The sequence below is a fragment of the Terribacillus jepli genome (genome assembly GCF_047228925.1).
Taxonomy (GTDB): domain Bacteria; phylum Bacillota; class Bacilli; order Bacillales; family Amphibacillaceae; genus Terribacillus.
This window is the reverse complement of the sequence record NZ_JBFEGH010000005.1, coordinates 121,635-146,608: the sequence shown is the minus strand read 5'-3', so window position 1 is coordinate 146,608 and position 24,974 is coordinate 121,635. Positions and strand designations below refer to the sequence as shown.

Genomic DNA, 24,974 nt, shown 5'->3' with positions numbered 1-24,974 from the left:
ATTAGAAATCGTTATATATGTAATTACCTGTATTCGCTGTATGGAAGCCATACAGCATAAACAAGGTGATCAGGATTGCCAAATAGAAACAGGTATGCGCGACAAAGCGAACACCTGTATGAGCATACAGCTGCTTAATCTTATTCATTTTCCCACTGCTTTCTATTCGAATTTATACCCAGTACCAATGACGGTCCTGATATGATGTGATTCACAGCCAAGTTTGGCCCGCAGCTTCTTGATATGCGTATCCACGACCCGATTATCGCCTTCAAAGTCCATTCCCCACACATGATTCAAAATTGTTTCACGTGAAAGAACGTTATTTTTATGCTGGAGCAGCAGCAGCAAAAGGTCATATTCCTTCGGTGTCAATTCGACTTGCTGATTTTCCAGTTCCAGATTACGAGATTTTGTATTGACTACAGCGTGACCGAAACGGATCATATGACCGTCTGGCAAGTACTGTTCTGTAGCGCGTTTCATCAATGAGTTGGCCCTTGCAACCAGAACTTTCGGACTGAATGGTTTGGTTACATAATCGTCGGCTCCAAGCTCAAATCCATGAATTTTATCATCATCACTGGATTTGGCGGTCAACAGGATGATCGGAACGCCGGATTTGCTGCGCACCTGCTTGGTGACAGCAAATCCATCCATCTGCGGCATCATGATATCCAGAATGACCAGATCAGGATAAACGGTATCAAACCAGGCAATAGCACTGCTGCCATTATCCGTTTCATGTACTTCCCAGCCGTCCTTTTTGAAATAATCCGCCACTACTTCCCGGATGCGTAATTCATCCTCGACAAGCAGCACTTTTTTCCCCATCACGAATCCTTCCTTCCACCTTATACACATAAATTAACAATTCCATATGTCCTTCATGTGTCCAAATAAGTAATTTTCCCTATCATTTATCGAAACGAGCGAAGAAACGTACACCTTCCGCCATATTTTCCACGCCATAACTGAATCCGTGCAGTTCCAGAATTTGCTGTACGATTGCCAGCCCAAGACCTGTACCACCGGTCATTCTGCTTCGGGAAGATTCGGTTCGATAGAAACGGGACCAGACATTGGCAAGTTGCTCTTCCGGTATACGCGGCCCTTTGTTCTCGACCATGAATATGCTGCATCCCTCTTCCGAATCCGTTTCGATACGGATGCTAATCACAGATTCTGGGTCGCTGTGACGGACAGCATTGACTAGCAGATTTCGAATCACTCGCTCCATCCATTCATAATCTGCCACAATCGGCAGCTCGTTCCTTGGCATCACTTCAATCGAAACATGCTTCTCTTTTGCCATGCAGAACAGTTTATCCGATAAATCCTCTGCCATTTCGCTAAGCAAGAACGATGATTTCCTCAGTTTGATAGCACCATTTTCAAGTTTTGCCAAATCAAGCATATCCCCGATCAGGACTTCCATCTTGTCAGATTCCTCGATGATGACCTCCATATAGTGATCCTGTTTATCAGGACTGATGCCATCTTGCAAACCTTCGGCAAAACTCTTGATAATGCTGAGCGGAGTCTTAAGCTCATGGGAAGCATTTTCAAAAAACTCCCGTTGGGCTTTCTCCATTTGCTTTCGTTTCTCCATATCCAGTTTCAGCTTGCCATTGGCTTGCTTCAAGTCCTCCAATGCGTGGTCCAAGTTCTGGGCCATGATGAGCATGTTATTGGAGAGGCTTCCAAGTTCATCATTTTGCTTGATCGGCTTCACCGATGTGAAATCCAGATGTACCATTTTTTTCGCCATCTCATTCAGCTTGATCAACGGACTGCTCACAAGACGGGAATAAATCAAGGAAAGCAACAGAATAAGGACGAAGCCAGCGATGCCCATGTATAGATAAAATATGCGCAGTGCTTCATTTGTATCTTTGGTTTCCTGTAAGGATGTCACCGAGAACATGAATTGCATTTCTCCGTCTTTTTTTACTGGCTCAATCAGTACAAGATTATGCTTTCCGCTCCATGACTCCATCCAGTCCAGCTGCAAGCTCTCACCATTTTGGAGCTTCTTGAGCAGGCCTTCATCTAGAGGGAACCACTCAAGCAGTGCATCATAAAGGAGGCCCAAGCCTCTATTCGACATACCAGCCTTGGGCAGCGAGACACTCTTTACTTTCCCTTCGAATGTCACTTCATTCTCTTCCAGGTGGTCGCCGACACTGTCCTCTCCTTTGGTTATGACAGAAGGATATATGACAGAAGAAACCGACAAATCGTGCTCCCCATTGATAACCAATGCATCTCCTTTTTGGATGTCCAATGCATTCAATTCGTCCCCATAATCAGTAACCATTAAGGAAAGAGCCACTTCAAGAACCTGTCCATCATCTGTTTCGAGCATGATATGTAACGGATCTTGCACCAGCTGATATCCTTCTGCATCGACAATCGTCAAGGGACTTTTTGTCTCCTTCATGTAAGAAAGCGTCTGCTTTGTCAACTGCTCCGCGCTCCAAGGATTGTCTTCATATGCGTGAGCTAATGAAGACAAGTGCTTTGCAGCTTCTTTCGTTTTATAATGCTGGTAGAAGCTATCAAAAAACACAAGCTGAAAAGTCATGATCATCGCGTAAAATGCCACAAAAATCAAAGCTGTCACAGTAAACAGCTTTAATGTAATGCCTCGTTTTTTCATGTTGAACTCCTTTATGTCATACAGCTATTTAAGTCATACTGTAAACGAAGAATATGTTTTCTGTGTGTCTGCACACAGCCTTCATCAGCGTACATCCTTTTATATAAGAAAGGAACCTTTTCTGTAAAATCAAAAATTCCATTTTCAGCATAAGCTATCTTCGAGTCATTTTAACCGAAAAGAGGGGAATGTATGGGGAGAGACAATGCGTACATGGACTATACAAAAGGAGATGTCCAGTATTTCAGCGATTTGAATAAAAACCGTTTATTCACGCGGAATAGCCGTAATTATATCAACCGGCTCGGCCGGGATGTGTTGAATACACTTGGTAATGTGTCGCTTCTTGATATCCATTTGAGTAAGGACAAGACAGTCGAACCGCATTATCACCAGAATGCAGCGGAACTTGTCTATTGCATCAGCGGCTCTGCAAGTGTTTCCTTGATCAATCCGTTTACGAATAAAGTTGAGAACATCCATATCTCACGTGGCCAAGTTGCAAATATCCCCCAAGGATGGTGGCATTGGGAAACGGCTAGGGAGGATCAAACTCATCTGCTCGCCATTTTCGATGCACCGTATCCAGAATATATTTTCGGGTCCGATATTTTGGCAAAGACACCGGCAGAAGTGCTGGCCAAAACATATTGCCTGGATAAAGCAAAGCTGCAGGATGCACTGCGCCCGCTTAACAATCAGACTATCATCATCGGACCGCCGGATGAATGCAGCCAAAGCCTGGCGGGAGAAAATCCCGATCAGGAAAACTCGAATTCATCAGATCACTTTACAGATGGGTATCTATACTATCGGTTCAAATAAGAACAGCCTCTCTTTCGACAGGAGAGGCTGTTCTTATTTGAAATTAATATAAAAATACTACTTGAACCTCCAGTCGCGTCACCCCTTATGGTGTATTTATCACAACCATTAGGAGGACCTGATATGCCATTGAAACAAAAAATTCCTGCAAGTATGATGCATCTGTTATCCTTAATCCTAACTTTCTTCCTGCCACTTATTGTGTTGCTCTTTGTCCGAAAACGAAGCAGCTATTTCAGTCAGCATGCAAAGGAAGGGTTGAACTTGCATTTCACCTTTTTCCCAGTCTTTCTTTTACTCCGGATCACTTCCATAAACTACCCGCCCGCTGGCGTGGCATCCATGCTGTTAATCGGATTGGAGACCATACTCATCATGTGGGCTGCGTATTGTACACTGATTGATAGACCTTTCTCCTATCCTGTGATTCGATTTTTCAAAGTCAAAGGAGATACGTCATATGTTCTCTGATGTACTCGATTACTTATCTTCACTCCCGCTGGTCTTCCTTTATTTATCGTTGATTCTACTAAGTGCTGTGCCTTTCGTGGAAGCCCATATAACAGTCCCTTTAGGGATCATGCTAGGTCTGCCGTTTCCAGTCTGCTGCCTGATCGGTCTCACCGCTAATTTCCTATCGGTGATTCTTGCTGTAAAATGGATGGAAAGTACTAAAAAGGACAACTATTCATCCATTAGAATGAATAAGGCAAAAGTTCTCGGCAGACGTTACGGGGTACCCGTCTTAGCTTTGATGGGACCTATATTAGGCGCAAATCATATCAGCGCGGCTGCTGCTGTATTTCTAGGAGCAAGTATACGGAGCATTTACTTTTGGCAGCTTGTGAGCATCGGTATTTGGGGTATTGGTACCGGCTTGCTAGTTCAGCACGGCATCTCATTTTTCAAGGAGGGCAGTTTTTGATGACAGATGGAGCAACATATACAATCGGTGAAATGGTAACCAAAGGACAAGTCAGTATCCGCACACTTCGCTATTATGATCAAATCGATCTCTTAAAGCCAACAGCCCATACAGAAGGCGGTCATCGCTTATATTCCGATACAGATTTGAATCGACTATATGCCATTCAATCCATGAAGGGCATTGGACTCTCTTTAAAAGAAATCAAAGACATTCTGGCATCCGGCCACTTGATGGGACATGAAGTTCATCGATCGTTACAATTCCAACGTAAAATGCTGACTGCCAAAAAACAGACCATCGAGGATATGATAGCCGATGTCGACCATATGCTACGCATTACGGAAGCAGATCATGAAATTGATATAGATATTTTTTGTTCCATGCTTCATTACATAACTGCCAAAGAATCCATCAAGGAATGGCAGCAAGCATTGCAGATTCACACCGGATCAGACAGCGATGAAACTTTGGAAAAAGAATGGAGCATCCTCTTATCCAATCTGAAACGAGTGATTCGGATGAATATCTCTCCAAGGGCACCAGAAGTACAGCAACTTGTCAATCAGCTGTTGACTTTGATGGATCGGACTGCCGGAGATAGAACGACCATTGCACTGCCGCAAACTGCACCACCGATCATCGCTCCTTTTTCCGAGAAAGATCAGCTATATCTTAAAGAAGCCATAAAGATCCATAAAGAGAACAAAAACTAATCAAAAAAGCTGCCAAAAACTTGGCAGCTTTCCTATTTAACGAAGCAGCATCCTTAAATCTGCTTGATTCCCCAACAAATCCTGCAGGGTGTATGCATCCAGCACCTGCAAATACGCATGCAGCGCTTTTCCCAGTACTCCTTTCAATCCACAGACGGAAGCAATCGGACAAGTATTATTTTCCCGGTTGAAGCACTCTACCAGATGAAAATCATCCTCCATCCGTCGGACGACGTTCCCGATATTGATGTCCTCCGGATCAAGCGCCAGCCTGATGCCGCCTGATCTGCCCCTGACAGCTTCTATGTAGCCAGCCTGGCGCAGTTCATGTGCTACTTTCATCAGATGGTTTTTGGATATATGATAAGCTGTCGCGATTTCCTGGATCGTCGACAGTTTGTCTTTTTCTTTTGTCCCCAGATAAAGAAGGATTCGCAGGGAAAAATCAGTATACATCGTCAATCGCATTGGTTTACATCCTCCTCTTCCAAAGGATTATAGCATAACTCACTAAATGATTGGGCAAATAGAGAATGTGACACTTTTGTTAAAGTGGTATTTAAAATATATCTTTTATCCATCGTTAGTTCTATGATAGAGATAGATCAAAGAAAGAAGGTATCCAGAATGCTATCACAAGAAACCATTAACGTTATTAAAAGCACTGTACCAGTTTTGGAAGAACATGGGACTCAAATCACCACTGTCTTTTATGAGGAATTGTTCAAGGCTCATCCTGAGCTTTTGAATATTTTCAACCATGCCAATCAAGCAAGAGGTAAACAGCAGACTGCACTTGCCAATGCTGTCTATGCGGCCGCAGTACATATAGATAAGCTGGAGGCCATCTTGCCGACTGTCGTACAGATTGCACACAAGCATGTCAGCCTGGGTGTGAAACCAGAGCATTATCCAGTCGTAGGCGAATACTTGCTCAAAGCAATCAAGATGGTTCTGGGAGATGCAGCAACACCAGAGATTCTGAAAGCATGGGAAGAAGCATATGGTGTCATCGCAGACGCTTTCATCGGTGTAGAAGCGAATATGTATGAAGAAAATGCGAAGAAAGAAGGTGGCTGGGCATTCTTCAAGGACTTTATTGTCGCAAATAAAGTACCGGAAAGTGATGTGATCACTTCCTTCTACTTGAAGCCCGCTGATGGGGGGCATGTACCTGATTTCAAACCAGGTCAGTATATTTCTGTCAGAGTATCCATTCCTGGCGAAAAATATATGATGATCCGTCAGTATAGCCTGTCTAAAACACCGTCACCGGATATGTTCCGTATTTCGGTAAAAAAAGAAAATGATAATGATCCGGATGGAAAAGTCTCTGTATACTTACATGAACAAGTGAAAGAAGGAGACAAACTAGAGGTAAGTGCACCGGCTGGTGATTTCACGCTCGAAGGAAATCCCCATAATGCCATCACGTTCATAGCTGGTGGTGTAGGTATCACACCAATCATGAGTATGCTGGAAACATTGGCAGAAAAGGATCCAAACCGGGAAGTCGTCTTCCTTCAAGCAGCACGCACTCCTGCTTACGCTGCCTTCACTGAGCAGATTCAAAGCTTCCAGGAAAGAATGCCTAATTTAACATATCAAACTTATTATGATGGTAACCGAATTGATGAAACTGTACTTAAGGAGAATGTGAACTCTAATAGCGATGTATATGTTTGTGGTCCGGCAGGGTTCATGGAATTCGTCATTTCGACTCTATATCACACTGGCTTCAGCAAAGAACAAATTCACTTTGAATTCTTCGGTCCTGCTGCTGATCTTTCAAAAGCTGAATAATACAACCAAGCGCACTGCCCAAGCAGTGCGCTTTTTGTTAATTCTTGTTTTCTTGTTCTTCGATACTTTGCACAATATCTTGGATTGTTACATGAGCCAATGCTTTTTCCATGGCCGACTGTGCTCCTGCAAAAATCGGAAGTACCGCTGATTGAATATTCCGGCCAACGGAACATTGCGGATTTGGACTGCCATGGACACTGAATAATTCATTTTCCGGAACTGCATCCACGGCTTTATAGACATCAAGCAGCGTAATTTCATCCAGCTTGTGTGCCAGTTCCGCTCCTGCCACCCCGGGTCTTACTTTTACCAATCCCGCTTTCTTCAACATCCCCATGATCTTTCTGATTACCACGGGGTTTGTATTGACACTGGCAGCGATGAATTCAGACGAATTCACTTCCTCCTTGTTCACTTCCAAAAGTGTCAGTATATGAATACCAACCGCAAAACGGCTGCTTATCGACATAACTTCCAGCTCACTTTCTAATGAATTCCTATCTATAGTATAACGTAAAAACAATCGGGTAAAAGGAATGTATTGACAGAATCCATCCTGTAACTTAATATATTACATGTAAATTATTCAGTTACAGGAATAAAGGAGGATGACTATGAAAATCGGTATTATTGCCGCAACAGGTAAAGCAGGCAGTCTCATTACAGCAGAAGCGGCAAGTCGCGGCCACGAGGTGACAGCGATTGTCCGCAATCCTGCGAAAGTGGAGCAAGGCAATATCCAAGTGATCCAAAAGGACATCTTTGACATCAAATCCGAGGATATCCAAGACTTTGACGCAATCGTCAATGCTTTTAACGCTCCAGCCGGTGAGGAAGAACAGCACATCGAAGCTGGGCGCATTTTGATTCAAGCATTGAAAGATGCGCCTTCCACTCGCCTTGTCGTTGTCGGCGGAGCTGGGAGTCTCTTCGTAGATGAACAGAAGACAACGCGCGTATTCGAAACTCCTGACTTCCCGGATGCCTTTTTACCGACAGCAACCAATATGGGAGAAAATCTGAAGGAACTTGAAAACAGTGAAGGAATTCAATGGACATTCATCAGTCCTGCGGGTGTCTTCGACGCTGATGGAAAACGGACTGGCAGCTATCAGACAGGCGGAGATACCATGATCCTCAATAAGCAAGGTGAAAGCTACATCAGCTACGCCGACTATGCGATAGCTGTACTGGACGAAATCGAAAAACCTGCCCATACGAATGAACGCTTCTCCGTCGTCGGTGAAAAATAAAGAAAAGCGCTGGACCTTTTGATCCAGCGCTTTTCTCTTATTTCAACAGATTCAATGACTCGCGGTTGAATGCTTCCAAATCATCAGGTGTTCTGCTTGTCACGATGTTGTGGCTGACGACTACTTCTTCATCTTTGTAGTTTGCACCAGCATTGATCAAGTCTTTGCGGACACTGCGATAGCCCGTAATATCCTTGCCTTTCAGCAAGTCCGTATCGATCAATACTTGCGGACCATGGCAGATGGCGAATACAGGTTTTTCATTTTCCACGAAAGCTTTCGCGAATTCACCAGGGCGATCATCCGCACGCAGCAAGTCAGGAGAGAAGCCTCCAGGAATCAATAGTGCATCGTATTCACTTGCATCCACATCGGAAAGTGCTTTGTCGATTGTCACTTTCTCACCATGCTTACCAGTAACTTCCTTACCAGCTTCAAGCTCTACGTTAACGACACTGTGGCCAGCTTCTTCGTATGCTTTTACCGGACTTGTATATTCGATATCTTCAAATTCATCTGTAACTAAAACTGCGATTTTTTTGCTCATATATAGTCCCTCCTCTTTCGTCTCTGATTCAAGACTACCAGATGAATTTAACATTATTCAACTATCGTGCTCATTATATTATCCGATACTGATAACTCCGAAGAGCAGCGCCGCAATCGTCATCACAATCGTCGAACCGAATGCCCAAATCATGGCATAGCGCTGCAATTCCCCGAATTGGATACCTACCATCCCGATCAAAAGATGGGCTGCGGCCACGAGCGGACTTAACACGTGCACTGGCTGTCCAAGCAATGCTGCCCGCCCGATTTCCACTTTGCTGACACCGTATGCCTGGGCGGCTTCGGCCAGAATCGGCAGCACGCCCAGATAAAATGCATTATTGGACATAAAGAAAGTAAACGGTGCACTGATGATGGCAACAATGACAGCCAGGTAAGGAGACATGGATTCTGGGATGATGGATACAAGTGTATTCGCCATCGCATCGATCATTTCAGTGCCGGACATGATTCCAGTAAAAATACCTGCGGCTATAACGATGGTTGTGACAGCTAAACCATTTCTAGCGTGTGCTGCCATTCGCTCCTGCTGATCTGCCATTCGCGGATAGTTGATCATGAGCGCTACAGCGAAAGCAACCATGAATAAAATGGTCAACGAGATGAAGTCAAGGATAAGGCAGGCGAGCAATGCTATCGTAAGCAAGAGGTTCACCCAAACAAGCTTCGGACGCCGATACGCAGGCACATCTTCAGCTGCACTGATTTCCCGCTCTGTTTGATCATCAAGCTGCACGACTCCAAGACGTTTTCTTTCTTTCTTACCTAGGATGAATGCCACTGTAATTGTATAAACCAGACCTATTCCCATAACCGGAATGATTGGAATGAAGAGCTCCGATGCTTCCAGATTCAATGCCGCCATCGCCATAGCAGAAGCTCCTCCCCAAGGTGTAATGTTCATCACACCCATGGAAAGCATGGCAACGGTCGCCAGGATCAAACGATTCATGCCCAGCCGTTTATAAAGCGGCAGCAGGGCTGAAACAGTGATCATATACGTCGTTGTACCGTCTCCATCGAGGGCGACCATCATGGATAAAATGGATGTACCGACAACGATTTTCATCGGATCACCTTTTACTACCTTTAAAATGAAATTGATCAGTGGATCAAACAAGCCCGCATCAATCATGACTCCGAAGTAAAGAATTGCGAACAAAATCATGATTGCGGTGGCTGCGATACCCTCAACACCTTCCAGCATCATCGGTCCCAGCGAAGTAGTGAAGCCTCCGATGATACCGAACAAAATAGGAATCAGCGTCAACGCCACAAGCGGCGATAGCTTCTTGGACATGATTAAATACATGAATACGGCAACCATGGAGAATCCCAACAAAGATAACAAAAGAAAGTCCTCCTTCAAACAGCGCCCTTTGTTAGCGCTTTCATTTGAAGGAAGTGTAACATTCCGTTCACAAAATGCACAGTTTACTTACATTAAGTGTATTTTTTTCATTTTTTTCACGGATTCCAGGAAGAATTAGCGACTGTGTACTTATATTTGCGCACAGGCCTTCCAACCGTTCCATAGCTGATTTCCACCTCCACTTCCTTTTTCGACACCATATATTCCAGATAGCGCCGGACCGTGGAATGGCTTACACCTACTTTAGCAGCAACTTCCTCTGCCTTTTCACTGCAGCGCTGCTCCTTCATAATCCGCCGAACCAACTCCAAGGTGTGTCGATCCACCCCTTTTGGGTGCAGCTCATTATCTGCTGTTTCTGTTGTATGTAAGTTAGGGTGAAAAAACGAGTCCACTTGCTGCTGGCCGACTTCATTGCCAGTCAGCAGCTCTTTTTTGTAGGTTGCATATTCCAACAGGACCCGGTGGAATCTATCACCATCTACCGGTTTGATCAAATAACTATACACTCCTCCCCGCATTGCTTCCCCAACGGTATTCGTATCATTCGCTGCCGTAAGCAGAATCACGTCCGCTCTGCGGTGGTACTGGCGAATATACCAAAGGATTTCGATACCATTCATATCAGGCAGATAAACGTCAAGCAGTACTAAATCAGGTTGCAGTGCCTTAATCAGACTCTTCGCCTGTTCCCCGTTTTCTGCAACCCCAGTCAGTCGGTACCCTTCCATCTGATTGAGGTAATTCTCAAATATAATCGATGCCTCCACATTATCTTCCACTATCAGGACGTTCATCCGATTCATTTTCCACACTTCCTTTCGGCAGAACAATCGTCGCAAGTGTTCCTCCTGCTTCGCTGTCTCCATAATACAAATCTCCATCCAGTTTCTTAAGGGCCGCTTGCACAATGGTCAATCCGATACCATGTTCTTCGCTGGTTTCCTTCTTGGTTGAATATCCATCAATCAAAACTGCTTGCTTTTCCTTGTCAGACAGCTGCTTGCCATTATCCTCCATATCGAAGATGACTTCTCCTCCTAAATCCGTAAAAGATACAAAGACTTTCCCTTCGGTACCCTGATACTTTGAAGCGGCCTCCAGGGCATTCTCCAGGATATTGCCGACAATCGTCACAATTTTCTCTGTAGCTTCCGGTCGCAGATCAATATTCAGACTGCTGTTTTCATCGATTATCAAGGATACCTTCAATTCTTTGGCACGATTGAACTTTCCTAACAGACAGGCAGCAATCAACGGTTCTTTAATGTTTGTCATCAGCAAATTGACGACACTCTGCTGCTCTTCCACTTCTTCTGATATGAGGACAAGTGCCTTGTCATATTCCTGAAGTCGAATCAAACCGTATAATGTATTCAGCTTGTTCAGGAACTCATGGTTGGAAGCGCGCATTTGATCAGCTTGCTGCTTCATTTTCGCAATTGTATCTGAGACGTCTATCACTTCGGTTTCAGGACGCAAAGTAAACACGACTCCCAATGTTTCCTCCGCTTCTTTTATCGGGGATGCATCCACAATATATATATCACCTGCTACGAATGTATATTTATTATATCTGCCCTGACCATCTTCCAAAACTGTTTGATAAAGTGATTGCAGATTCGTCTGATCGATTGCATCCTCCAGTACTGACTTTCGTTTGAATATCTCCTTGGCCCTTCGATTGATCGACGTAATATGGCCTTTGCGATCGATGGCGATGGTAGCATCTTTGATTGATGCCAGTGTCGTTTCTTTTTCCTTGAATAAAAAGGATATCTCCTCAGGTTCCAACCCAAATATCAGCTTTTTCACCCGCTTCGCTACAAGATAGGCACCAACAAGCCCTAAAGCGAAAATGAGCAGGAACCAGACGATCACTTCCTGTAAGTAGGAAACTATCTGATCATTTAAGTTTTGCTTCAGGAAGCCGACGGATGCTACCCCGATGATATCTCCGGCTTCGTTCTTAATCGGTGTTTTCGCTTTTATGGCATAACCGGAAATGCCGTATCCTTCATAAATGACTTCCTGTCCTTCTTCCAATACAGGTTCATTGCTCGTCTTGGTCGGTTTTCCGATCCTCTCCGGTTCTGGATGCGAAATCCGGATTCCTTCCGTATCGGCGATGACAACATAGTCCGCTCCGCTGTTATGTTGAATCTTCAACGATTCCTCCTGGATGATATCGTCATTGTCCCTCTCTTCCAGGTGCTCGAGGATCGTTTCATCCTTGGCAGCCAGTTTTGCGACAGCCATTGCCGTACTGCCGGCATCCTCCTCGACTATTTCGTCAACCTTCCTCACGAATAGAGCGCTTACAAATAATAGACTCACTAAAAGTAAAATTGTCACCAGCAGGACAATTTGACCGAGCAAGCCAAAACGAAACCTCAGCAATTTCCTCATATAAGTCGTCCCCTCTATTCACCTACTCTATTATTTTACTATTTATAACCTAAAGGAAGAAGACAGGACACTAAAAAAAGCATCCACACAAAAGTGGATGCTTCAGCTAACTTTATTATCTGCTTGTATAACCCGCATCAGCATGAATCGTCGTACCAGTCACATAAGATGACTGATCGGAGGCCAGCCAAAGGCTTGCTTGTGCGATTTCTTCAGGCTGACCGAATCTGCCAAGAAGGCTCAGCTTCGGTGCAAATTCCTCTTCTGTCTGCCCTGTTTCTTCAAGGGATCCTCTGAGCATCGGTGTATCGATTGCTCCGGGAGCAACTGTGTTCACCCGGATATTCATCGGGCCATTTTCAAGCGCAGCAACTTTCGTCATACCAACAACGCCATGCTTAGCCGCAACATATGCGATGTTATTCGGCTGCGGACGAAAGCCGCTCACAGAGGAGATGTTAACGATACTGCCGCCTTCACCTTGCTTGATCATTTGTTGCAATTCATATTTCATACAAAGAGCTGTACCAGTCAAATCGACTGCAATCAATCTATCCCAGTATGCTTCATCGAATTCTGCCGCTGGTGCGTTATCTGGTGTGAGAGCTGCGTTGTTGACCGCAACATCCAGTCGTCCGAACTTAGATACTGTCTCTTCCACCATATGTTTTACTTGTGCAGAATCGGATACGTCGACTTTCACGAAGTAAGCTGTACCGCCAGCTGCTCCGATCTCTTCCACTGCTGCTTTTCCTTTTTCTTCATTGAAATCTGCTACAACAACTTTCGCTTTCGCTTCAGCGAATAGTTTCGCAGTTGCCAGGCCCATCCCCATTGCTGCACCAGTCACGATAGCTACTTTACCTTCTAAAACTGGAAATGTCATCATTTCTTCCCCCTTCATAATTCTACGTTTACAGTTTTAGCTTAGAAGAATTCGATCTGACGGTAAATATGCGATAATAGAGTTAGCAAATTATCCTGAACAGAAAACACCCATCTGTTCAAAAAAAAGTGAGGAGAAGCTCGTGAGCATCACCTATCCAGACAAACGCGTTGAAAGATCCCAGCAATCGTTAAAAGAAGCTTTGCTGATTCTGATGGCTAAGAAGCCACTCCACAAAATCCATATCTCTGAAATAACAGCAGCTGCCGGTGTCAGCCGCGGTACATTTTATACACATTATGAAAAGAAAGAAGATCTCCTCGATGAATTATCCGAAGATATGCTGGATGAGATGACTTCCGCTTTCCGAAAGCCATATGAGCAATTGGGGATGGTCGACTTACGGAGCCTCCCGCCTGCATCCATTGTTCTATTCGATCATTTTCTGGAGAATAAAGCATTCTACCAGCTAATGCTCGGCAGCACTTCTGATAATTTTTTCAAAGAAAAAATGACGAATCAGCTCCATCACCTTTTCCGGACAGATTATGCATTCTATTTCCGTCAAATCGATGCAGAAATAGATCTGGAATTGTTTTGTACGTACCGTATCCACGGCATGATAGGATTGATCGTTGAATGGATCCAAAAAGGATTCGATAAACCTGCTTCATTCATGGCCGAACAACTGCTGCATATTTTTCGCTTTCATACAGAGAGTGTCATGATCAGACACTGAATAAACAACTCTAGTGTACCAAGTGGCAACTTAAGTTTTTAGTATGCTACTTCCCCGCTCACCATGCGGCACAAGTCACACTTAATTCCAGGAGGCGGGGAAAGCTGCCTAGGAAACAAATGGTGGTTATTGATTCAAGCCTTCTTAGGTTTCCTCATGATTTCTACGGCTAGCTTTAAAATCATTATCAACAGTGTCACAGATAGTATAAGCAATAACATATTGATTTCTCGCTGAAGACCAAGTCCTCCATAAATAATTGAAAAATATCCTTCCGTTCCATATGTTGCTGGTAGATAACTACCTAACTCCTTATAAAAATCGGACAATAACTCGCGAGGAACAATTATACCAGCTGTCACAAGCTGTACGGACAATACAAGAATGTTAAAAATCATCCCAGCTGGTCCGAATAGCACTAGAAACATCATTGAAATATTCATGAATGTAAAGTAAACAAGCCCTTGAAAAATTATCGCAAGAAACAAACTACCATGGATTACGAACCCGAAACCACTTATCGAGCATATAGTGACGACTGCAAAAACAATCGATAGCAATGCTTGCAGAATAAAGCGAGACAAGAAAACCCGCCACGCAGGATAATGTCCTCTTAGTTTTGACGCAGAACTATATAGGTTCAAGCTTAAAAGCATGGAACCGACAAAGGATGCCAAAGTTATGAGCAACGGAATCATTGAAGCAGCAAAAGCTTTCGTTTCATGTATTTTCTCAATATCGGGTTGTACTGCATGTATTGAATCACTTTTCTTACTTAATGTTTCTACCTCATCAGGATTCAAGCTGGCATTCCTTTGTGAGAGCAGTTGTTCATCCATCTTATCCGTTATATTATTGGCGGCACTTTCCATTGCTTGTTTGGTCATAGATGGTGCAGCTTGATTGATGATATATCTTACTTCAGCACCCTCAGCCATACTATCCTGTATAAAATGCCTCGGTATGATCATGACCATGTCAAGGTTATGATCCTCTAACTCCTTTGTTGCTTCATCTACTTCTGACAGTTGCTCCACCCTGAATGGAATCGCTTCTTTTAACTTCTCTACAAGGCCTGTTTCGAACTGCTCATCCTGCACAACAATCCCTATCCTTAAATTCCCTATTCTATCTTCAACATCGTGATAGGCTGTAAGCCAGACACATAGGAAAATCATCAAGAATGCTAATGCTGTTGCAATCCCGATCCATGTTGTTTTTTCTTTCAGATACCCTTTCATAATCAATGTCACCTCATTTAATTTATGCATGCATGTACTTACTTGCATTATAGAGAAAAAAGAAATGCTAGGCCTTTAATCCCCTAGCAAATAGTCTGGTACTCTCATCCAAAAAATCATCATGACTACCAGAAATCAATTTTCCTTCGAAACGAACTCTTGAAAGAAAATAGCCAAAATGCATCCAAACAAAATTCATTGCCTGAATCTCCAGATTAGTTGACATTATTTTTTCTTTTTCATGCATCTCCCTCAGATATTCCAGCATAACTTGTTTTACTGATTTCGGGAAAGCTGAAATAAGTTCCTTCACCTCCGGATTCAAGTCTGCTTCTCTCATAGCTATAAAAATCAAGGAATGGTACTCTAGCATTTTGTCCTGGAAAGCTTGACCGAAAAGTCTTATATCCTGCTCCAAATCCCACTTTATATGCTGATAGAACGCTTCATCGAACACAGTATCAAAAGTCAGGGATTCTATAATTTGCTCAAAAATACCATGCTTACTGCCAAAATGACGGAATAGCGTCACCTCATTGACACCTGCTACTTTAGCAATCTCCTTTGTTGTCGTACCAGCAAATCCTTTGGAAGCGAATAATGCTGTCGTTGCTTCAATGATCTTATGTTTTGTTGCATTCTTGCCCATTTCTTCATCCCTCAAATGTAAGTAAGTACTTGCATTATATGTGTTCCGCGAAATAAATGCAAGGAAAAATAAATAATCGGTAATATTATTTATTCTTGATTCCACTAATGACAAATAAACTGCATAAAATCAAGATTTTCAAATTGGATTCCATGCAGTTTATTTGATTTAGGTTATATCACACTTCTTAGAATTTAAAGCTTTCAAGCTTCTAAGAGCATACGAGCTGTCACATCATCGGTAATGAGAACATGGATCAAATTCGCAGTCAAAGCAGCTTTGATTGCTTTGATTTTCTCCCGGCCGCTTGCCACACCGATGACAAGAGGGATTTGCTTCACACGCTCCAAATCCATCGAAATCACTCTGTCATTCCAATCATTATCTGCAGCGCGGCCATCTTCTGTGATGAAATTGTAACATATATCGCCTACGACATTTTCGTACTCGATGACGCCATTCGTTTGTTGTAAATAAGATTTCACCATCGTCGAATGCTCAGGTGTTCCGCCGATTCCAACCATTGCGATATCAGCTCTTGCTCCTGCTTCAAAGATACTTTTAATAGACGATTGATTGACAATAATCTCTCTTGCTTCCTTGGAATCAACCAATACTGGTGCGTGTAGCAGTTTACACTTTGCCTTCAGCACTTCAGCTAGTTTTGCTACGATTTGATTCGCGTGGATATCGACCCGTTCATCTCCCATCCCCCCTACAAGAGGAATGAATTGAAGTTCGGGAAAATACTGACTGGATGCCATTGCTGTGGCAACTTCGTACAATGTTGTACCGGAGCTGATTCCGATTGTCTGTCCATTTCGAATCATGCGGAGTAGATAATTACTGGCTGCTGCTCCCAATCGGGTTTTGGAATCATCCATCTCATTCGCTTCTACACAAATGACTTCTCGCAATCCATAACGTTTTTCCACTTTCGACTCGAGCCCTGTATACGGGTGATCATCTTGCTCATGAATGATGATCTCCACAACTCCTGCTTCCCTGGCTTTCGTCAAGTACTTGGAAATAAGCGATCTGCTGACTCCGATTGCCTTTGCGATTTCCGATTGTGTAGCGCCTTCTTCATAGTACATGTGGGCGACTTTCACCAAAAGTCTTCTATCTCCCAAAAGTGCCATCCTACCACCCTATTCTGTGGTTTAGCATAAAATATGCCATCTACCATTGTACTATTTAAATGTAATTTTGCTACCTTCCTGAATGATAGGGAACGTATGCGGACTTGCAAATACAGCCCCCGGCAGCACTTCTCCTTCTGGTTCCGTGAAATAAATCGAGATATGTCCCAATGTCTGTAGATTTTCATTCGCAGCCGAACCTACCTTGTCGATCTGGAACTCTTGTCCATCTATGATCAAGGCACCGCCTTCTTTGATTGCATTGCCTTCTGCTCCTTGTTCGACTTGATGCAGAAATGAGATTTCCTTCAATTCAGCGGGAGCTTCCATCCCAAATAGAATAACGATTTTATCTGCTTCAAAAGCTTGCGCCATCGGTCCGATTTCTTTCACAATTGTTTGATACATAGTTTCTCCTCCTTAATACATGCCAAAGCTGGCAAAGTAAGCAATGACAACTGCCAGGACTCCGGTGATCAACCTGCTGTACAAGACTGCTGGAACACCATACTGGACTGTTTCTGGCTTCGCTTCACCTAAAGACAATCCAACTGGTACGAAATCTGCCCCGACTTGCCCGTTTATTGCGAACAAAGCCGGCAATGCAAATTGCGGCGGAATATTGCCCAGTGCAATCTGGCTTCCGATCAATACCCCTATTACCTGGGCAATGACAGCACCTGGTCCAAGCACAGGTGACAAGAACGGCAGCGTACAGATAATGACGATGACGATAAGTCCCCAAATCGAACTGGCAAGCGGTGACATCGTGTTGGCAATCAAGTCCCCGATTCCCGTGTAATTGATGATTCCGATCAGCATGCTCACAAACGCCATGAATGGAATGATATTTTTAAGCAGCATTTCGATGGAATCCCGCCCCGCTTGGTAGAAGACCCCTGTCACTTTCCCAATGCCCTTGGAAAAGCGCATCAGCCAGTTATCATTAGTGGAACGATGCTCTTCCTTCACTTTCTCATACTCTTCCTTGAACTCTTTCTTATCAGCAGTATTGAATCTTACTTCTTCTTCCGCAGCGGCCGAAGCCTGCTTTTTCCCTTCATCTTCTGCAAGGTCTACTTCTTTTGGTGTAACACCCGATACGAAGATATCTTCTTTGATATGTTTCGCTAACGGGCCTGATGGTGAGGAACCAAGAATATCAACAGTCGGAATGCGTTTCATCGGATAAAGCCCGATTCTGGCTGTGCCGCCGCAATCGATGACCACACACATCATCTCGTCCTCTGGTACCGAGTTCTTGAAGCCATCCACTGCTTGGGCCCCAGTCAATTCAGCTATACGTTCCGCTACAGGGTGAATGCCCCCTCCTGTAATCGAGACTACTTTCGTTTTCTTGCCTTTTGGTTCAATCCGGAGACCAGTTCCCCATCCGCCGGATCCTTTGCTGACAAATACCGCTTTATATCCCATGCTGCTCCCCTCCCGTATTACATTCTTCTCATCAGGAATTTAGTGATTTGTTCCGTCAGCAATCCTCTGATCAGCATGACGACAATACCGACCAAGAAGAAACGAATTGCCAGTTCGGATGTTGAGTAGCCAGCTTGTGTCAAGCCGTTGGCAATACCCAAGTAGACAAATAGCTCTCCGGCATTTGCATACGGAAACAATGCCGTCACCGGATGCAAAAATGAAACGAGTGAATCGAAGAAGGCAGGTTTCTGACGCTCTTCGACAAAGCGGCCGAATGTATATGCCATTGGATTTGTAAGCAGCAAAATGGATAATATCGGCATGACTGTATAACGCAGCAAAGCATATTTGGAGGTGAAACGAATCGCCTTTGTCACGCGATCCTCACCAATGAATTTGATTAGTGCATAAGTAAAGGTCAGCAATACTACCAGCGTCGGCACTATACCGGTGATGAGGCTCATGAATTGCTCGCCTCCAGCATTGAACATACCGATGAAATGCTCACCGAACCACTGAATCCATTCCATGTCTTTCACTCCCTGTTATGAGATAGATGCCATTCTTTTCGTCTTCGAGATGGACATCAAAGCTTGTTCACCAGCAGTCTGCAAAGCTGTTTGCAGTGCCGGCAGCTTCCTTTTTTTCACTGGACTATGCAGTTCGTCCAACAGTTCACCCAGATGCTTGCCTTCATGTTCCTTCATCTCTTTGAATGTCGAAAGAATGCTGATGCCTCGCATCACCTGACATTCTTGAATCATATAGGATTCATCCACAACGAGCAGAACAATCGATCCTGGACCGATACGGCGGCGGGATTGTCCGGAGAAAAGGTGAAAGCCCTTTTCTCCTTTGTATTTACCTACTAATTTTTTCATTGATTTTTGATAATAGTGAACTTGTATTGCAGTCAAAGCAGATTGGATGATCAGCAAACAGCAGGCAACCAATACTAGCTTCATCTTGTCATCCTCCCTATCATTGAGCGAATAAGTGATCTTGAAGCGCGCGAAGCTTCCAGACAGTAGTGGATGTATCCAGTTCTACATCGTCCATGGTCAGGAACTGGCCTTCTTCGATGGTACGCTTGGCAACTACATTCCCGCTGATCAGCCCGATTGGAATATGGCCATTTACCTTCATGTCTTGATGTGTTTCCAGCATACCCCGGACACTATAGCCGCCAATACCGTCAAGTCGCTCACCTGGCTGGATCGTACGTTTTGCTACAGCCACGGTTTCAGAAACCGGTGCACCAAGCGGATGAATGGAAGTATCGTGATGCAGCACTGCTTTGGCGATGGTGATCGGTGTCTCAAGACTTGCAAGGTGATAAGGACGATATAGCGTGTAATGCGGGCCATGATTGGCATCCACTTTCAGCAGGTAGCGCAATTCCTCATCCACTGGCTCCAATTCACTCTTCACGATTACGAATACGCCTGGCGCTAAACCGTTTACATATTCGACAACTCCAAGGGAATCCAGCACCCCGCCATTTTCTTTCAAATCCAATTTCTTCGCTACATCATCAAGACCGGCATCCACACCGTGCATGCCGACTTTATCCGGCACAAGGCCGATCGCATTGCTCAGCAAGTTCATCTCAGCCATTGTTTTTGTTCCATCTTGGAATGCAGCCAGCATATGCGCACTCATATTCTTCTGCTTTGCTTCTTCTGCGCAAGTATCCGGGTTTGCAGTCGGCTTAAGCGCATTGTTTTTCCCCTTACCCGCTACGACAACCTCAAGCCCCATCGTTTTCGCGAATTCATATAATTCCACTATTGCCGCAGGTTCATCCCCAGCCGAACCGGAATATACCAGACCAGCATTATCAAACATGCTATGCATATAAGAACCGATTGTAATATCAACTTCCACGTTCAACAGAACCAAGTGCTTTCTGGAACGAAGTGCTTCCAAGGCAATATTAGCTCCGACCTCCGGTACACCTGTAGCATCTACCACGACCTCTACCGTATTGGACTGGATGACTGCCCTGTAATCAGAAGAGACCACTGTCTCTACCTTTCTGTTCTCCTGAGATCGATAGAAATCTCTAGCTTTCTCCGCATTGGAAATATTCACATCACAAATTCCACCGACAACCATCCCAGGAATTCTCGAAATTTGAGAGATAAGTCCGAAACCCATTTGTCCAGCTCCGATTACACCTACTTTGATTGGCTGCATTTGTTTGTCTCTTTCTTGTAGTTCTCGATAAATGGACATATTCTATTCCTCCTGTTGAATGCGTTTACATATCTAAGTAAAAAATGAATTAACATCTGTTACACTATTTATTATAAGTTCGAATATCGTAACATATGTTCCAATTAATATCATTTGTTACTTCTTGCTTGTTATTGTATTATCTATTGAAAGCGTTGTCAAACATTTTTCTGAAAAAATAGAGGAGGATAAAATATGAACAGAATTGATTATTATCACGTGAAAGATGCACCTCAAGCCCAAAAAATCGTACCAGCTGTTTCTGCAGTAATACAAAATAATCAGCATATCCTGCTTCAACAGCGAAGCGATAATGGGAAATGGTCCTTGCCTGGCGGTAATATGGATATAGGAGAATCCATATTGGAGGCAATAAAAAGAGAAGTGATAGAAGAGACAGGACTGGAATGCAACATCGATCGCATAACAGGTGTATATAGTGATCCCAACCATATCATCGCTTATGATGATGGCGAAGTAAGACAGCAGTTCTCTATCTGTTTCACAGGAAAAGCTGTCGCAGGAGAACTGCGCAAAAGTGATGAAACTTTCCATATTGCTTGGGTTCCAATCAATGAACTGGATGATTACGACATCCACCCTGCTCAAAGGGTAAGGATAGAGGATAGTTTAAAAGACCGTAAAAGTGCATTTATTAGATGACTGCTAAAATAATACGTTCTCACTCTATAAATGGCTTGATATCTTCATCTACATTAGGACCATCACTTAAACATTGAACTGGTAGCTATACCCATAAAAAAATACCCACCTGAGTAACCAAATTAGGATACACGGGTGGGGATCACATCAGCTAATTTATACGCTGACTTTCCGATATTTGCACGACATTATCAATAAGCTCCGAATAGTTAACCTTTGAGAAATCTGTTACATCTGCCTCGATCAGCCTTCCCATTTGAAATGCATCATAACCTCTTGTGGTACAGCGAACAATAAATTCCTCATAAGTGAGTAAATTATCCGCTTCAACTCTGTTCTCCAGCCGATCACCCAAGCGATAGGATGTTACAATGTGACTTAAGTGTCTTGAATCATCTACATCTCTTTTTCTTTGGCGTTCATATAATACATTCAAATCAGCTATCAAACGTATAGTAATGACTTTATATTGATACTTATTTGTTAGTCGCTGAAGATGAGGATACTGTTTATTGCTGAATGGGTAGTCAGATATAATATTCTTTCCTGCATGCATTTGAAATTCCAGCACTTCGTAGTATTTCTTCCACGCTCTGTTTTCTAGTCTCTTTTTTTCATTCAAGTTTTGATAACCATATATATCAAAATAGCATTCTTTTAACTTATCTGGAGAGATTAATGCATACGGCCCTAGACTTTCATCGATCATGTTGCATAAATAAGTTTTACCCGTTCCCGGAAAGCCAGCTAGTAATACGAGGACGTTATCCATATATTCACCTTCTATCTCTTCACTGGTTGGGGATCTGCTTCTTGTTGACTTATTTCAAGACAAGCGTACGATCCTCCACATTCATAAAAATACTGATTTTATGTTTGACTATATCTTTGACTGCCTGATTACAGGGAATGACATTATGTCGCAGCGATTTTGTCTCATTTGTTTCTCCAAATGTTTCTTTAGCTTTTCTAGTCCATGCCACCAGAAGCTCTGTTCCTACATTAAATTTTCGAATGCCATTATTGATTAATTCGTGAATATCATGTTCATTCACACCTGTTCCGCCATGAATCACCAATGGTACATCCACTGCTGCATTTATTTCTTTCAGGAGTGGCAAATTTACGTTTGTCTTGGATTTATATTGGCCATGATTTGTTCCAATGGCAACGGCTAATGCGTCAACCTTAGTCGCCCTGACAAATTCCACTGCGTCTTTTGGATCCGTATATACCTTATCATCTTCTCCGACGTGGATTCCCTCTTCCGTACCGCCGATGGTACCAAGCTCTCCTTCAACGGAAACGCCATGTTTATGTGCGTATTCAACTACTGCTCGCGTTTTCATAATGTTCTCTTTGAGCGGTAAATGAGAGCCATCAAACATAACGGATGTATATCCCTTATCGATAGCCTCTTTAATATCATCAAAATTCCTTGCGTGGTCTAAGTGCAATACCACATCTACCATTTCCTTTGTCGCCATTGACTTGCATACTGCAACGAAATTTTCGTGGCCAATGTATTTCGCTGTATCTATACTTGTTTGAATGATTATCGGTGAGCCTTGCTCCTTTGCCGCACGTATCATATCCGGCAGCATCTCTAAATTATGTGCATTGAATGCCCCCACTGTGTAGTTTAGTTCCTCCGCTCGGCTCGTAACTTCTTTTAATGTAGTATACATGCTAAACTCCGCTCCCTTAGTAGTATTCATCGAACACCTCGTGTAACATCTTTGGAGACTTGCATCAACTGATCCATTTTATTCAGATAGATTTGCAGCGTTTTGTCATCATTTGCTTTTGCTGCTTCTGCTCGCTTTTTGTTATATAATCTCAATAGATTTTTATACCCTTCGCCTACTGATTCTTCTATCTGTATACTTTTTTCAAGAGAATCAATTGCGCGATCATCATCACCGAGTTCTACATAAGCCATGCCGATCTCTTCAAGTATTTTTGCATGTTTTTCTTCAGCAGCCTGCTCGAATTCCTGTTTTTTCAAAGAGATTGATAGCTGTATTTGTTCTTTCTCTTCCATAGTCAAGACGACTGTCCCAACCTGCTGCGCATCCTTTTTGGTTTTTTTGTCCTTTTTCCTGTGAAAACCAAACATCATATCTGCCTCCTTTTATGCTAAAAAGCTTTTAGAAGTGGACCAATGAGCCATGCATATAGCAATGCTGCGGCTACTGTATCAACATCAGTCGCAGTTGCATTAACAAATCCCATGGAATTGAATATCGTTACTAGCAGCGCAGGCAAGAGTGTAATGAAGAAACCGTGTGCCACTCCGCCAATAACCGCTCCACGGCGACCGCCAACTTGATTTCCGAATATTCCGGCAGTTCCGCCTGCAAAAAAGGCTGTCAGCATCCCTGGCAGAATCATAGCTAATCCGAATACTGGCAATACGAACATTGCAATAACACAACCGATTGTCGTAGTGATAAATCCTACGATGACAGCATTAGGACTATATGGGAACAGCACCGGACAATCCAAGGCTGGCTTGGCATTTGGGACTAGGCGCATTGCAATACCTCGGAATGCGGGAACAATTTCTCCAAGAAGCAAGCGAACTCCCGACAGCAGGACGTATACACCGACTACAAACTGAATGGCTTGGAGAAAGGCAAACATTAGATAGTGTGTATCACCTGCCAATGCAGAAGAAAATTCTGCTCCGGCAAACGCTGCTGTTATAATGTAGAGCGGAACCATGACTACCATTACCGAAAGATAAGTATCCTGTAAAAATTCCAATTGGGCTGGGAGCTTTAAATCTTCCACTGATTTTTTCTTCTCGCCTTTTTCCCCGAATACTTTAGCTATCCCTGCTTCGAAGACATAGCCAACCGTACAAAAATGTCCCAGAGCGATGTCGTCCGATCCAGTAATCTTACGAACGAATGGCTGTGCAATAGCCGGCATGGCAACCGCAAATACACCGCCGATGAAACCTCCAACTAAGATCAAAGCAATACCACGCAATCCAGCAAAGTATCCAAACACGGTTGTCATGGTAGCCATCCAGAGGATCGCTTGGCCTGTTAAAAAGATATATTTCCACCTTGTGAACCGGGCAATGATGATGTTAAAGATGAAAATAGCCAGAAAAGTCAAAGCAATATCCCGACCTAAGCCTAATTCATTCATAGCTTGACCATTAATCGCTTCAATCGAAGGGACAATGCCCTGCATTTGGAATCCTTCTGCGAATATCTTGCCGAAATATGTCAAACTCCCAACAATAATGCTCGAACCGGCAGCCAATACCATGAAACCGAGCATTGTTTTTAATGAGCCGGATATCACCTGACCAGCAGATTTTTTTTGCAAAATCAAACCTAGCATAGCAATCAATGCAATCGTGACGGATGCCTGAGTCAAAATGTTTTCGATAATAAAATTTATAACACCCATTCGCTGCCTTCC

The 24,974-nt window shown here is 43.5% G+C and carries 30 protein-coding genes; 8 read left to right on the top strand and 22 right to left on the bottom strand.

Annotated elements, in window-relative coordinates:
• Window position 1: 1 nt before the first annotated feature.
• From AB1K91_RS07850 to AB1K91_RS07840, 3 genes are all read right to left on the bottom strand, one after another.
• Window positions 2-148 (bottom strand): teichoic acid D-Ala incorporation-associated protein DltX, encoded by a 147-nt coding sequence (locus AB1K91_RS07850; RefSeq protein ID WP_413089222.1) that lies wholly within the window; start codon window positions 146-148, stop codon window positions 2-4.
• A gap of 14 nt (window positions 149-162) precedes the next feature.
• Window positions 163-834 (bottom strand): response regulator transcription factor, encoded by a 672-nt coding sequence (locus tag AB1K91_RS07845; RefSeq protein ID WP_413089220.1) that lies wholly within the window; start codon window positions 832-834, stop codon window positions 163-165.
• 82 nt (window positions 835-916) lie between these two features.
• Window positions 917-2,662 carry a HAMP domain-containing sensor histidine kinase gene (locus AB1K91_RS07840; protein ID WP_413089219.1) on the bottom strand — a complete coding sequence of 582 codons (1,746 nt, stop codon included), beginning with the start codon at window positions 2,660-2,662 and terminating at the stop codon, window positions 917-919.
• Between the two features lie 192 nt (window positions 2,663-2,854).
• Here AB1K91_RS07840 and AB1K91_RS07835 point away from each other — a divergent pair, with 192 nt between their 5' ends.
• From AB1K91_RS07835 to AB1K91_RS07820, 4 genes are all read left to right on the top strand, one after another.
• Complete coding sequence (locus AB1K91_RS07835; RefSeq protein WP_413089218.1) at window positions 2,855-3,487, top strand: cupin domain-containing protein; 633 nt, start codon at window positions 2,855-2,857, stop codon at window positions 3,485-3,487.
• A gap of 123 nt (window positions 3,488-3,610) precedes the next feature.
• Window positions 3,611-3,958: a magnetosome magnetite crystal formation protein family gene (locus tag AB1K91_RS07830; RefSeq protein WP_413089217.1), complete on the top strand. Its 348-nt coding sequence runs from the start codon at window positions 3,611-3,613 to the stop codon at window positions 3,956-3,958.
• On the top strand, window positions 3,948-4,412 hold the full coding sequence (locus tag AB1K91_RS07825) for a hypothetical protein (RefSeq protein ID WP_413089216.1): 465 nt from the start codon (window positions 3,948-3,950) through the stop codon (window positions 4,410-4,412). Before AB1K91_RS07830 ends, AB1K91_RS07825 begins: the two co-directional genes overlap by 11 nt.
• Window positions 4,412-5,128, top strand: coding sequence for a MerR family transcriptional regulator (locus tag AB1K91_RS07820; RefSeq protein ID WP_413089308.1), 717 nt, complete (start codon window positions 4,412-4,414; stop codon window positions 5,126-5,128). Before AB1K91_RS07825 ends, AB1K91_RS07820 begins: the two co-directional genes overlap by 1 nt.
• Before the next feature lie 36 nt (window positions 5,129-5,164).
• Here AB1K91_RS07820 and AB1K91_RS07815 read toward each other — a convergent pair whose 3' ends face one another.
• Window positions 5,165-5,596, bottom strand: a complete 432-nt coding sequence (locus AB1K91_RS07815) for an RrF2 family transcriptional regulator (protein ID WP_413089215.1) — start codon at window positions 5,594-5,596, stop codon at window positions 5,165-5,167.
• 159 nt (window positions 5,597-5,755) lie between these two features.
• On the opposite strand from AB1K91_RS07815, the gene hmpA reads away from it, so the two are divergent.
• On the top strand, window positions 5,756-6,931 hold the full coding sequence (gene hmpA, locus AB1K91_RS07810; RefSeq protein WP_413089214.1) for an NO-inducible flavohemoprotein: 1,176 nt from the start codon (window positions 5,756-5,758) through the stop codon (window positions 6,929-6,931).
• 37 nt (window positions 6,932-6,968) lie between these two features.
• On the opposite strand, the gene AB1K91_RS07805 is transcribed toward hmpA, so the two are convergent.
• Window positions 6,969-7,403, bottom strand: coding sequence for an Rrf2 family transcriptional regulator (locus tag AB1K91_RS07805; RefSeq protein ID WP_413089213.1), 435 nt, complete (start codon window positions 7,401-7,403; stop codon window positions 6,969-6,971).
• A 145-nt stretch (window positions 7,404-7,548) separates the two neighbouring features.
• Between AB1K91_RS07805 and AB1K91_RS07800 the strand changes: the two genes are divergently transcribed.
• Complete coding sequence (locus AB1K91_RS07800; protein WP_413089212.1) at window positions 7,549-8,187, top strand: NAD(P)-dependent oxidoreductase; 639 nt, start codon at window positions 7,549-7,551, stop codon at window positions 8,185-8,187.
• Window positions 8,188-8,224: 37 nt separating this feature from the next.
• Here AB1K91_RS07800 and yraA read toward each other — a convergent pair whose 3' ends face one another.
• The 5 genes from yraA to AB1K91_RS07775 all read right to left on the bottom strand — a co-directional run bounded on the left by yraA (window position 8,225) and on the right by AB1K91_RS07775 (window position 13,427).
• Window positions 8,225-8,734, bottom strand: a complete 510-nt coding sequence (gene yraA, locus AB1K91_RS07795; protein WP_413089211.1) for a cysteine protease YraA — start codon at window positions 8,732-8,734, stop codon at window positions 8,225-8,227.
• 78 nt (window positions 8,735-8,812) lie between these two features.
• Complete coding sequence (locus AB1K91_RS07790; RefSeq protein WP_413089210.1) at window positions 8,813-10,108, bottom strand: CitMHS family transporter; 1,296 nt, start codon at window positions 10,106-10,108, stop codon at window positions 8,813-8,815.
• A gap of 116 nt (window positions 10,109-10,224) precedes the next feature.
• Window positions 10,225-10,935: a response regulator gene (locus tag AB1K91_RS07785; protein ID WP_413089209.1), complete on the bottom strand. Its 711-nt coding sequence runs from the start codon at window positions 10,933-10,935 to the stop codon at window positions 10,225-10,227.
• The gene (locus AB1K91_RS07780; RefSeq protein WP_413089208.1) at window positions 10,901-12,538 is read right to left on the bottom strand and encodes an ATP-binding protein; all 1,638 of its coding nucleotides are present in this window, start codon (window positions 12,536-12,538) and stop codon (window positions 10,901-10,903) included. The genes AB1K91_RS07785 and AB1K91_RS07780 overlap by 35 nt, the downstream gene beginning before the upstream one ends.
• A gap of 115 nt (window positions 12,539-12,653) precedes the next feature.
• Window positions 12,654-13,427, bottom strand: a complete 774-nt coding sequence (locus tag AB1K91_RS07775) for an SDR family NAD(P)-dependent oxidoreductase (protein ID WP_413089207.1) — start codon at window positions 13,425-13,427, stop codon at window positions 12,654-12,656.
• 139 nt (window positions 13,428-13,566) lie between these two features.
• On the opposite strand from AB1K91_RS07775, the gene AB1K91_RS07770 reads away from it, so the two are divergent.
• Complete coding sequence (locus AB1K91_RS07770; protein WP_413089206.1) at window positions 13,567-14,163, top strand: TetR/AcrR family transcriptional regulator; 597 nt, start codon at window positions 13,567-13,569, stop codon at window positions 14,161-14,163.
• Window positions 14,164-14,297: 134 nt separating this feature from the next.
• Here AB1K91_RS07770 and AB1K91_RS07765 read toward each other — a convergent pair whose 3' ends face one another.
• The 8 genes from AB1K91_RS07765 to AB1K91_RS07730 all read right to left on the bottom strand — a co-directional run bounded on the left by AB1K91_RS07765 (window position 14,298) and on the right by AB1K91_RS07730 (window position 20,870).
• On the bottom strand, window positions 14,298-15,404 hold the full coding sequence (locus tag AB1K91_RS07765) for a YhgE/Pip domain-containing protein (RefSeq protein ID WP_413089205.1): 1,107 nt from the start codon (window positions 15,402-15,404) through the stop codon (window positions 14,298-14,300).
• A 67-nt stretch (window positions 15,405-15,471) separates the two neighbouring features.
• Window positions 15,472-16,053, bottom strand: coding sequence for a TetR/AcrR family transcriptional regulator (locus tag AB1K91_RS07760; protein ID WP_413089204.1), 582 nt, complete (start codon window positions 16,051-16,053; stop codon window positions 15,472-15,474).
• Between the two features lie 203 nt (window positions 16,054-16,256).
• Complete coding sequence (locus AB1K91_RS07755) at window positions 16,257-17,195, bottom strand: sugar-binding transcriptional regulator (RefSeq protein ID WP_413089203.1); 939 nt, start codon at window positions 17,193-17,195, stop codon at window positions 16,257-16,259.
• 51 nt (window positions 17,196-17,246) lie between these two features.
• Window positions 17,247-17,603, bottom strand: a complete 357-nt coding sequence (locus AB1K91_RS07750) for a PTS glucitol/sorbitol transporter subunit IIA (protein ID WP_413089202.1) — start codon at window positions 17,601-17,603, stop codon at window positions 17,247-17,249.
• A gap of 12 nt (window positions 17,604-17,615) precedes the next feature.
• Window positions 17,616-18,629 carry a PTS glucitol/sorbitol transporter subunit IIB gene (srlE, locus tag AB1K91_RS07745; RefSeq protein WP_413089200.1) on the bottom strand — a complete coding sequence of 338 codons (1,014 nt, stop codon included), beginning with the start codon at window positions 18,627-18,629 and terminating at the stop codon, window positions 17,616-17,618.
• A gap of 17 nt (window positions 18,630-18,646) precedes the next feature.
• Complete coding sequence (gene srlA / locus AB1K91_RS07740) at window positions 18,647-19,162, bottom strand: PTS glucitol/sorbitol transporter subunit IIC (protein WP_413089199.1); 516 nt, start codon at window positions 19,160-19,162, stop codon at window positions 18,647-18,649.
• 15 nt (window positions 19,163-19,177) lie between these two features.
• Window positions 19,178-19,597: a transcriptional regulator GutM gene (locus AB1K91_RS07735; RefSeq protein WP_413089198.1), complete on the bottom strand. Its 420-nt coding sequence runs from the start codon at window positions 19,595-19,597 to the stop codon at window positions 19,178-19,180.
• Window positions 19,598-19,613: 16 nt separating this feature from the next.
• Window positions 19,614-20,870, bottom strand: a complete 1,257-nt coding sequence (locus AB1K91_RS07730) for an NAD(P)H-dependent oxidoreductase (RefSeq protein WP_413089197.1) — start codon at window positions 20,868-20,870, stop codon at window positions 19,614-19,616.
• Between the two features lie 195 nt (window positions 20,871-21,065).
• Here AB1K91_RS07730 and AB1K91_RS07725 point away from each other — a divergent pair, with 195 nt between their 5' ends.
• Window positions 21,066-21,533, top strand: coding sequence for an NUDIX hydrolase (locus AB1K91_RS07725; RefSeq protein WP_413089196.1), 468 nt, complete (start codon window positions 21,066-21,068; stop codon window positions 21,531-21,533).
• A gap of 151 nt (window positions 21,534-21,684) precedes the next feature.
• On the opposite strand, the gene AB1K91_RS07720 is transcribed toward AB1K91_RS07725, so the two are convergent.
• The 4 genes from AB1K91_RS07720 to AB1K91_RS07705 are packed head-to-tail and all read right to left on the bottom strand — an operon-like array spanning window position 21,685 to window position 24,962.
• On the bottom strand, window positions 21,685-22,305 hold the full coding sequence (locus tag AB1K91_RS07720; protein WP_413089195.1) for a P-loop nucleotide/nucleoside kinase family protein: 621 nt from the start codon (window positions 22,303-22,305) through the stop codon (window positions 21,685-21,687).
• A gap of 49 nt (window positions 22,306-22,354) precedes the next feature.
• The gene (locus AB1K91_RS07715) at window positions 22,355-23,221 is read right to left on the bottom strand and encodes a class II fructose-bisphosphate aldolase (RefSeq protein WP_413089194.1); all 867 of its coding nucleotides are present in this window, start codon (window positions 23,219-23,221) and stop codon (window positions 22,355-22,357) included.
• Window positions 23,222-23,247: 26 nt separating this feature from the next.
• Window positions 23,248-23,655 (bottom strand): tetratricopeptide repeat protein, encoded by a 408-nt coding sequence (locus AB1K91_RS07710; protein WP_413089193.1) that lies wholly within the window; start codon window positions 23,653-23,655, stop codon window positions 23,248-23,250.
• Window positions 23,656-23,672: 17 nt separating this feature from the next.
• The gene (locus tag AB1K91_RS07705) at window positions 23,673-24,962 is read right to left on the bottom strand and encodes a PTS sugar transporter subunit IIC (protein ID WP_413089192.1); all 1,290 of its coding nucleotides are present in this window, start codon (window positions 24,960-24,962) and stop codon (window positions 23,673-23,675) included.
• Between the last annotated feature and the right edge of the window lie 12 nt (window positions 24,963-24,974).